Annotated in this window: 7 protein-coding genes and 1 pseudogene; 3 read left to right on the top strand and 5 right to left on the bottom strand. The window is 53.4% G+C overall.

Annotated elements, in window-relative coordinates:
• Window positions 1-814: 814 nt before the first annotated feature.
• From ACMX3H_RS06265 to rpmE, 4 genes and pseudogenes are all read right to left on the bottom strand, one after another.
• Window positions 815-1,375 (bottom strand): annotated as a pseudogene (locus ACMX3H_RS06265) (DUF1007 family protein).
• 203 nt (window positions 1,376-1,578) lie between these two features.
• Window positions 1,579-2,349, bottom strand: a complete 771-nt coding sequence (locus tag ACMX3H_RS06260; RefSeq protein WP_415210198.1) for a hypothetical protein — start codon at window positions 2,347-2,349, stop codon at window positions 1,579-1,581.
• A gap of 226 nt (window positions 2,350-2,575) precedes the next feature.
• A complete protein-coding gene (locus ACMX3H_RS06255) occupies window positions 2,576-3,556 on the bottom strand; it encodes a pentapeptide repeat-containing protein (protein ID WP_415210197.1) in 981 nt (326 codons plus the stop codon).
• 710 nt (window positions 3,557-4,266) lie between these two features.
• Complete coding sequence (gene rpmE, locus ACMX3H_RS06250) at window positions 4,267-4,482, bottom strand: 50S ribosomal protein L31 (protein ID WP_415210196.1); 216 nt, start codon at window positions 4,480-4,482, stop codon at window positions 4,267-4,269.
• A gap of 202 nt (window positions 4,483-4,684) precedes the next feature.
• Between rpmE and priA the strand changes: the two genes are divergently transcribed.
• The 3 genes from priA (at window position 4,685) to ACMX3H_RS06235 (ending at window position 7,729) form a co-directional block, all read left to right on the top strand.
• Window positions 4,685-6,880 (top strand): primosomal protein N', encoded by a 2,196-nt coding sequence (priA, locus tag ACMX3H_RS06245; RefSeq protein WP_415210195.1) that lies wholly within the window; start codon window positions 4,685-4,687, stop codon window positions 6,878-6,880.
• A gap of 181 nt (window positions 6,881-7,061) precedes the next feature.
• Complete coding sequence (locus tag ACMX3H_RS06240; protein ID WP_415210199.1) at window positions 7,062-7,205, top strand: LacI family DNA-binding transcriptional regulator; 144 nt, start codon at window positions 7,062-7,064, stop codon at window positions 7,203-7,205.
• Between the two features lie 35 nt (window positions 7,206-7,240).
• On the top strand, window positions 7,241-7,729 hold the full coding sequence (locus ACMX3H_RS06235) for a hypothetical protein (RefSeq protein ID WP_415210194.1): 489 nt from the start codon (window positions 7,241-7,243) through the stop codon (window positions 7,727-7,729).
• Here the strand turns inward: ACMX3H_RS06235 and ACMX3H_RS06230 are convergent.
• The coding region (locus tag ACMX3H_RS06230) for a transposase domain-containing protein (RefSeq protein ID WP_415210122.1) at window positions 7,710-7,816 on the bottom strand (107 nt) is incomplete at its 5' end. The genes ACMX3H_RS06235 and ACMX3H_RS06230 overlap by 20 nt on opposite strands.

Genomic DNA, 7,816 nt, shown 5'->3' with positions numbered 1-7,816 from the left:
GAGTCAGAAGATGAGCGAACACGTGATCGAATATCACTGGAATGGGTGATCGGAAAATATCGGAATAACTGATCGGATGTCGCCGGAACAGATGATCGGATACGTCGGAATCTGCACTTATGGTTGATTCTCTATTGGAATTATATTTTGTGGTATAAGGCAATTCACTTAAAGTGGATAAAAATAATAATCCCGACTTTGATTTTTTGCTGCTCATCATTCAATTCTTATTCACGCAGAAAGATAATTAGTTATACGAGCCGGCCGGAATCGCAGGAGTCGGATTGTTCATCAACGTGAATTAAAAATAAAATGACTTTATTCGATCGTTTCGATCTATTTTATTACATGCTAACTGACATTAATTGAAAGTAATATCAAAAATATAAATAATGATTTATTTAAAATCAAATAATAGATAATAAAATAAATATGTTAGCATTTAATCATGAAGATGATAACCACCCATTAAGGTGCTTAAACTATAACATGCTGGTGTTTTAATTTGCCTAAAAACTATAATCTTTATAATGAGTTTTGTGTCGCTAGTGATTTTTTATATTCATCCGGGACGTTGGCGTTCCAGCAATAGGGAATTAAGGGTAATAGCGCATGGGAGTTATTAATAGCAAACATCGGCCCAGAAATAAGCCTAGCGCCTACGCGCAGACTACGATGGCGCTATGACTTTCGTTTTGTACGGTGGTGTTAGACAACACCGCGTCAGGAGCAGACAAAAAGCGCTTAGTTTCAGAAGCCCATTTCAAAACTTAACCCAAAAGATTGATGATGAATCATTGCCCCCCCAGGCGCGTTAGCGGCAGGTCAGCGTCACCGTTTGGGCGAATTGCCTGCCGAGATCTTTATCCGGCGGCGGCGCGTCCGCCTTGTCCAGCGATCGGGCATACTCCTGCCACGACGCGTCAGGATCGGTGTTGTCAGCGTTACCTTGCAGCGTTGCGCCATCGCCGGCGGCATCTTTGTAGGTCATATCCACGAAATAGGTGGGGTCGAAAGTACTGAGCGTAAAGGTCTGTCCCGCCAGGGGCTGCGGCTCCGCTAGCGGCAACACGAAGTCCAGCACTGCTTTGTGGCCTTCCCGCGATAAATGATACGCCGGCGGCAGGTTATCGAATTTCACCCGTTTCCCCTGATGGTACAATAATGCTGCCCCAGTACATTCGCCATGACCTGCGCCGCCAGCTTTTTCCATATCACCGAACCCGCGGGCGCGTCACCGGCATCGTAGAGAAGATCGGCGGAGGTCATCTCAATCCATCGTCCAGCGCATATGAACACCGCTCAACGTCTCCGCCTGGTTGATAAACGTGGCGCGCATAGCGATAAAACTGTGCGAATGGGCGAAGGACGCCATTGGCGACAGAAGTCCGGCCAGCAATAGCAGGCGCCGGCCCCATCCAGGCAGATTTCCGTTCAACAGTCTCTCCTTTTATCGCTGCGGTGACGGAAGGCGCCCGCGATGGACGCCTTCCTATGTATGGCTGTTGCGGGGGATGGGGTAAAGAGGCAGCGCGCCGCGGCAACGGCGGCTGGGCGTTCATTGGCGCACGGTGGCTATCAACCGATCATCGCGTTCTGGTTCAGTTCCTCCACGCATTCCAATACCCGTTGGCGAAAAGGCTGCGGTGGATTATTGCGAATAAACGCCGAAGGCGACCCGTAAAAGCGGCCGGCGGAAATTTTGATCTCCCCGGTGAGCGACACCGCATACACCGTCAAGTCGCGCTGGTGGCTGCCGCTGGCAGGGCCGAACAGCGGATTTGGCGGCAGCTCGGCGTTACGCAGGTGACGCCAGGCAACATTGCCGGTCATCTTCTCCGCATCCAGCAATAGCCGTTCACCCACGTACAGATCCTCCGGCAGATAGGTAATGCCCGTACCGAGTATATTCAGGCAGCCTCCTACGCACATATTCCGCGGCAGTGTGGTTATCGGGGTATTTTCCAGCACCAGATGGTCGTCGAGACTGAAATTGTCCGGCAGCTGACGCAATTGTGAGCGTTCGATGTAAAGGGATCCGCCCACGTGTAAGTCTGCCGGCAGCCGGTGAATTGCCGTGGAGTTGAGATCGAGATAATCCAGCACCCGCAGGCCGCTGGGTAATGCGGTGATATTACAGCCGCGCAATATAAGCGAACCGATAATGACCATGTCATTAGGTAAGCGATCGATACGGCTGGCAAAAAGATCCAATGTTTCGCCTACTAATATCATACCGCCGGATGCCTGGGAAAATTCAATATGCATGCTTTCAAGGTAAGAGCCCCGTGGAGGACGTCTTGAATTATTGGTGGGTTTGTTGTATGGCCCGGTAAGAATATGTTCCACTACGATGCCTAGTGAACCCGCATCCTATAAGGGACGGCTGTCAGATCATGGATAATCCGGCGATGATAGTGTCCACTTAAATTTTAATGGACACTATCACAAACTTCAGAACCACTAATTTCATATCACTCAAACCGGGATGGAAATAAAAGTTATTAAAATCAATACAATGAGCATAAGCGTGCAACGTAGGTTTACTGTCTCGTACAACAAACCCACCAATAATTCAAGACGTCCTCCACGGGGCGCTTACGTTCAGGTCAGCAAAGCTCAAATTGACGCCGGTAAAATCCGCGTCCGTCAAATGACTACCGTTCAGTTTAGCGAAGGTCAGATCGGCATCGATAAGTTCTGCACCGGTAAGATTCGCCTGGACCAGGTTAGCATAAGACAAATTGACCCGGGTCAGGTCAGCGTCGTTCAGCCGGGCTCGAAAAAAATTAGCCTCCGTCAAATTAGCACTGACCAATTCAGCACTGGTCAGGTTAGCATTGGTTAAGTCAGCCTCGGCCAAGGTAACATTGCACAGGTCGGCCTCAATCAAATCAGCACGGTTTAAATCTGCTTCATTCAGGTTAGCACTGGTGAGGTCGGTGCCGCTCAAATTAGCACGAATCAGCCTGGCGCCTGTCAAGTCGGCACCCTCTAAGTTTGCGCCCGCTAAGTTGGCCCGGATGAGATTCGCATGGGACAGATCAGCATCGGACAGGTCAATACCGACCAGATTAGCCTGTGCCAGGTTAACGCCGGTAAGGTTCATCTTACCCTTTTCTGTCAAAATAACGGGGTTTTGGGCAAGCTGTAACTCTTTTCTGAGCAATAATGTCCGGCATACTTTGTGGTAAGCCTGGATATCAATGTCATGACCTATCAAATGACCGCCTTCTCGTACTTCCACCGTCACTTTTGTTTCATCGCTGCCCATCGGCGGAAGTTTGAATGAGACTTCACACCCCATGACATCATGTAAGGTGATATCCTTAGGCTCGGTAATATCTGTGCCATCCAAAGCTTCGGCCATTCTATCCATCATTATCGTGTACACATTTTCCTTTCCTCGACGTATGCCGCCAAATGTCAAAATATCCAATATATGCTGGAAAATACCTGACGGCGTTATGGCATCTTTCACGGCATGCGCTGAGCCAGTGCCCGCGGCACAAGCAAATGTCAAGGTGTTGTTGATGAACATATTAATTGCAATCATACCAGCCTCTATGTATAAAATGTGTGTATTGAGCTGACGGAAGAGTGCTATAAATTCAAGACTCGCAGAATCACATCGCTTCACAGCGAATCTTTTATTCATGATCCTGCAATATGACGATGACTTAATTTAAGCTATTTTTTGTGCTTTTATCTCCATGCGCAGTTTTTGGTTAAAAATTAATCTTTTCTTGACTTAAAGTTGTCATAATCGTTTGTATTTATCAACACAGGCTAAATTAAATCACCACGTCACCGTTATTTAAATTGATCAGTGCCTTATTATTTGTGAATGTTATATTTACACCACCATTCCGGTGTAAGGAGTTCAGATGATTTTGGTGTTTTTTTGGAACTGCAGTAATAAGGTGAACGCCTTATTTATCCATAGACGATTCGCGCGCGCTTATTAAGGAATTAACCCTCGAGTATCAATATGGCGCAGATAGACTTCAGGAGAGACCTTATCGGACCGCAATGTTTTATCACCATGAAAAATGCGGCGGATTTAATATGAAAGGAGCGAGTGACTCTTTCGCCAGGCGCGAGAAAATCCCAATATCGGTTTTTTTAACCAAAAAAACCATGAAAATCGTAGCGGGATTCAAAGCAGGGGCTAACCAAGACAAGACCAATAACACATTTTATCTAAACGCTAAAATGCTTATAAAAAAGGCGCCCGCGGCGCCTTTTCTCTTCTGGTAGGGGCAATTATTTTTTGCCGACCGGAATGCTGAAACGCTTGTTGAAGCGATCAACACGACCGCCGGTATCAACAACACGTTGTTTACCGGTATAGAACGGATGGCAAGCGCCGCAAACGTCCAGGTTCAGGTCGTGGCCCAGGGTAGAGTGGGTCTTGATGACATTACCGCATGAACAGGCTGCAGTAATTTCTACGTATTTCGGGTGGATATCTTTTTGCATGGAAAACCTCTTCGTAAGGCCGCGTCGCTATCCGGTCTACTTTAGCCAGACACCACGCGAATGGAGTTTATCGCTTTGATGCCGGATGACATCAAAGGCGGCGAATCATACAGAATGCCGCCAATCTTTACAAACACAATCCGTACATCAAAAGCAACACAGTGTACACTATCAGCGCTTTTTTGACACCCAGGATGGATGCATGCCCGTTGTAAACGTCGCATTACCGGTGCCACTGGCTCGGACTTTTGATTACCTTTTGCCCGCTAACGCCGCGCCGGCGGTTGGGGGTCGGGTGCGGGTTCCGTTTGGTCAACGTCGGGCCATTGGTATCGTCACCGCCATCCGCGAGCACAGCGACGTGGCCCTGGACAAGTTAAAGCCTATTAGCGAAGTACTCGACGGCCGGTCGCTATTCTCCGACAGCCTCTGGCGCATACTGAACTGGGCCATCGGCTACTACCATTATCCCGCCGGCGAAGTGCTGTTCCACGCCTTGCCGATCCTGCTCCGTCAGGGCAAGCCCGCTGAGATGGCGCCGCTATGGCAGTGGTTCGCCACGGAACAGGGGCGCAGTACACTGCCCGATAGCCTAAAGCGGGCGCCCAAACAGCAACAGGCGCTGGCGGCGCTGCTGCGCGGGCCGGTCTATCGCCACCAGGTGGGCGAGCTGCTGCTTGCCGACGCGGCGCTGCAGGCGCTGCGCGCCAAAGGATTATGCGATCTGCGGCCCCAGGCGGTGGATGCAAGCGACTGGCGGCCAGGGTTCGGCGTTAACGGCGAACGGCGGCGGCTGAACACCGAACAGGCCACCGCCGTGGGTGCTATTCGCAGCGAGGACGATCGGTTCGCCGCCTGGCTGCTGGCCGGTGTTACCGGCTCCGGCAAAACCGAGGTTTATCTGACGGTGCTGGAGAATATTCTGGCCAAAGGGCAGCAGGCGCTGGTGTTAGTACCGGAAATTGGTCTGACGCCGCAAACTATCGCCCGCTTTCGCGAGCGCTTCAATGCGCCGGTAGAGGTCCTGCATTCGGGGCTCAACGACAGCGAACGGCTGGCGGTCTGGCTTAAAGCGCGACGCGGCGAATGCGCTATCGTCATCGGAACCCGGTCGGCGTTATTCACCCCGTTCGCCCGGCTGGGGATTATCGTCATCGACGAGGAGCACGATAGTTCTTATAAGCAGCACGAAGGCTGGCGCTATCACGCCCGCGACCTGGCGATTTTTCGCGCGCGGGAAGAAAATATACCGATAGTCCTCGGCACCGCCACGCCGTCCCTTGAAACCCTATATAATGTGCAGCAGAAAAAATACCGCCAGCTCACCTTGGCCAAGCGTGCCGGCAGCGCCCGGCCGGCCGGCCAGCACTTGCTGGACATGAAGGTGCTGCCGCTGACCCATGGCCTCTCAACGCCGCTGCTGGATAAAATGCGCGCTCATCTGCAGGCCGGCAATCAGGTCATGCTGTTTCTTAACCGGCGCGGCTTCGCGCCGGCGCTGCTGTGCCATGAGTGCGGCTGGATAGCCGAATGCCAACGCTGCGATCACTACTACACGCTACATCAGCATCAGCGCCAATTGCGCTGCCACCACTGCGACAGCCAACACCCGCTGCCGCATCAATGCCCACAGTGTGGCTCAACCCAGTTGGTCGCGGTCGGGTTAGGCACTGAACAACTGGAGGCGGCGCTGACGCCGCTGTTTCCAGACGTGCCGGTGACGCGTATCGATCGCGACACCACGGCGCGCAAAGGCGCGCTTGAGGACTATCTCGCCCAGGTGCAGCGCGGCGGCGCGCGCATTTTAATCGGCACCCAAATGCTGGCCAAAGGCCACCATTTTCCGGATGTTACGCTGGTATCGCTGCTGGACGTGGACGGCGCGCTGTTCTCCGGCGATTTCCGCGCCGCCGAACGTTTCGCCCAGCTTTATACCCAGGTTGCCGGCCGCGCCGGCCGCGCCGGCAAACAAGGGGAGGTTTTACTGCAAACCCACCATCCCGAACATCCCCTGCTGCAAACGTTACTGCATCGCGGTTATATGGACTTCGCCAATCAAACGCTAGAGGAACGCCGCCAGGTGGGCCTGCCTCCCTTTACCAGCCATATCCTGTTTCGCGCGGATGATCACGATAACCGCCAGGCGGAGCTGTTCCTTGATCAATTACGCCAGCTGCTGGACGCCAGCCCGCTGCGGGATAACGCCCTGTGGCTCATGGGGCCGATCCCCGCGCTGGCGCCCAAGCGCGGCGGACGTTTTCGCTGGCAGTTGCTCTTGTCGCACCCCTCGCGTCCGCAACTGCAACGCCTGATCGCCGCCAGTTTACCGCTAATAGGTACCCTGTCCCAGGCGCGCAAGGTCAAATGGTCGCTGGATGTGGATCCCCTCGACAGCTGACGCCGCGGGTTTTGCGATCGCACTTCGGCAATAGCCTAAAGATAAAAATCAGCGTGAAATTGACCTCTGCTCGCCGACGTGGGATCTGATACAAAGGGAGGGCCGTTGAGCATGAATAGGGCCACGGTGCCCCCAGGAGTAATGCGTGGAACAGAAAAGGAGCAGTACCTGCGCCGCGACAATGCGAGATGTGGCGCTGCAGGCGGGCGTTTCCACCGCGACCGTCTCACGGGCGCTGATGCGTCCGGAAAAGGTGTCGCCGGCAACGCTGCAGCGCGGGCAGCGTGCAGCATCGGTTATGCGCCGCTCTCGCCCGGCCGCCTGATAAAACGTGACGAGAGCGCTACGCTTCTGGCATTGGTGCCCGATAGCGGCGACCCGCATCTCAGCGAGGTTCTGCGCGGCATCCAGAAAACCGCCGTCGCGCAAGGTTATTGGCTGCTGCCGCCGCCGTATCGCCCTGCGCCGTCGCAGAAAAAAAGCCTCAGCGACGTGATCTACGGCAGGACGATTGATGGTATGTTGCTGCTCGGCGCCGATGTGCCGTTGCGCATCGATGGCGATACGCGCTCCACCCTGCCGCCAATGGTTATGGTGAATGAATATGTGCCGGCGCTGGCGCTGCCGACGGTGCATACTGATAATTTGACCGCGGCCTGGCGCGCAGTGAATTATCTCTATCGACTGTGCCATCGCCGCATCGGCTGTATCAGCGGTCCGGCGCAGTTGCCGGCGTGCCGGCTGCGTCTGGAGGGGTATCATCATGCGTTGCAGCGTCACGGCATCACGCCGCGGGAACGTAAGCGTACGCCCAGCGCCGTATTGACAGTTATTCAGCAGGGATGGTGAGGTTCCACGGCAGGAGCTCTTTGATTTTGTTGATGGGATGATCCGCGATAATCGCCAGCACATGGCGCAGATACGCTTCCGGCTCCA

It is taken from the genome of Sodalis sp. (in: enterobacteria), assembly GCF_047607725.1.
Lineage (GTDB): Bacteria > Pseudomonadota > Gammaproteobacteria > Enterobacterales > Enterobacteriaceae > JBLKSS01.
The sequence above is the reverse complement of the archived record's forward strand: the minus strand, read 5'-3'. Positions and strand labels throughout refer to the sequence as shown.